The organism is Paraburkholderia sp. SECH2 (assembly GCF_030464795.1).
Lineage (GTDB): Bacteria > Pseudomonadota > Gammaproteobacteria > Burkholderiales > Burkholderiaceae > Paraburkholderia > Paraburkholderia aspalathi.
Map to the genome: position 1 here is coordinate 1 of NZ_JALPRH010000068.1, position 1,252 is coordinate 1,252.

2 protein-coding genes and 1 pseudogene are annotated in these 1,252 nt (G+C 59.3%); 1 reads left to right on the plus strand and 2 read right to left on the minus strand.

The annotated features are described in order from the left end of the window. Positions 1-25: 25 nt before the first annotated feature. On the minus strand, positions 26-211 hold the full coding sequence (locus M0D66_RS37880; protein ID WP_266212955.1) for a hypothetical protein: 186 nt from the start codon (positions 209-211) through the stop codon (positions 26-28). Then, complete coding sequence (locus M0D66_RS37885; RefSeq protein ID WP_266212956.1) at positions 208-339, minus strand: hypothetical protein; 132 nt, start codon at positions 337-339, stop codon at positions 208-210. The genes M0D66_RS37880 and M0D66_RS37885 overlap by 4 nt, the downstream gene beginning before the upstream one ends. Before the next feature lie 175 nt (positions 340-514). On the opposite strand from M0D66_RS37885, the pseudogene M0D66_RS37890 reads away from it, so the two are divergent. Further along, a pseudogene (locus tag M0D66_RS37890) lies at positions 515-1,252 on the plus strand (hypothetical protein); the annotation flags it as partial.

The following is a 1,252-nucleotide window of genomic DNA, read 5'->3' on the forward strand; positions in this document are numbered from 1 at the left end:
AGGCAAAGTTAGCGCCGCACGAACTTTACCGCGACATCGCTAATGCGACAGAACCCGCCAGCGCGGTACACGAAAGGGCATTGAGTTGCTGGAACTTGGCAAGCAGCATGAACGCTGACTGCCCGGGTACATTCCAGTCGTCGCGCCAGCAGGACTCACCCTGCGATGCGTCGTCGGCAAGAGGAAGCAGGATGTCGAAGCGGCGTTTCATGATCCTGCAGGCATCTCGTCGACAAAGACGATGCGCAGATCTTCGAGGGCCGCGATGTAATCCGATTCCACCACCGCCAGTGCCCACAATGCCTGGCTAAGCACGAATCCCGGTGCATCATCCTTCATGTTCTCTCCCAGCGCGATTTCCACCGCACGCCCCGGGCGGTCGCCTAAACTCCTCCGGGTGTGGTCACTTCAAACTCCTCCACCTTGCGGTCCGATCTGAGCAAACCGACGTCGCCGATCGTTCCACGTAGCAGGACGTTATTTTTACCTCCTTGGCCAGCCCGGGAGGTGGGAGTTGAACGTCTTGAAGCCGCATCAGCAAAGTACGGTGTTCACGTTGCTGGAACTCAACAAGAGCCAGCGCGAGATTCATCGGATCACTGGAATCGACCGCAAGACGATCCGCCGCTACACGGCGATCTTCGCTGCACGCGCAACTGCGTCCGCAAATTCCCCCGTCCCCGCGACCATCGGCTCGCGCCCTTCAGATCAAACTCCTCCACCCCCGCGACCACCGGCTTTTCAGGCCACGCCAGCCGAGGCGCATAACTTCGATTTTGCCCGCTCGTTGTGCGAGCCTCATCGGAAATGGATCGAAGGACAGGTTCGTCTGCAGCGAAACGCCCAGGCGATCTATCAGGATCTCGTCGACGAGTTCTCGTTTGCTGCGAGCTACGAGAGCGTCAAACGGTTCGTGCGCGCGCTGCGACACATCGATCCCGAGCAATTCGACCGGCTCGATTTCCTGCCCGGCGAGGAGGCCCAGGTTGACTATGGCGAGGGCGCTCCGACCCGCGATCCGAAGACTGGACGTTATCGGCGACCACGGCTATTTGTGATGACGTTGCGCTATTCGCGTCACAGTTTCCGGCGGATTGTCTGGAAATCCAGCCAGGAGGTGTGGGCGCGACTGCACGAAGAAGCGTTCCGCTATTTCGGTGGTTGTGTCGAGAAATCACCAGCTGGTGATTTCTGCGGTAATCAGCAGGTTCAGCTAATGCGAAGGAACGCGGCGGAATCCGCGCCGTTGCTG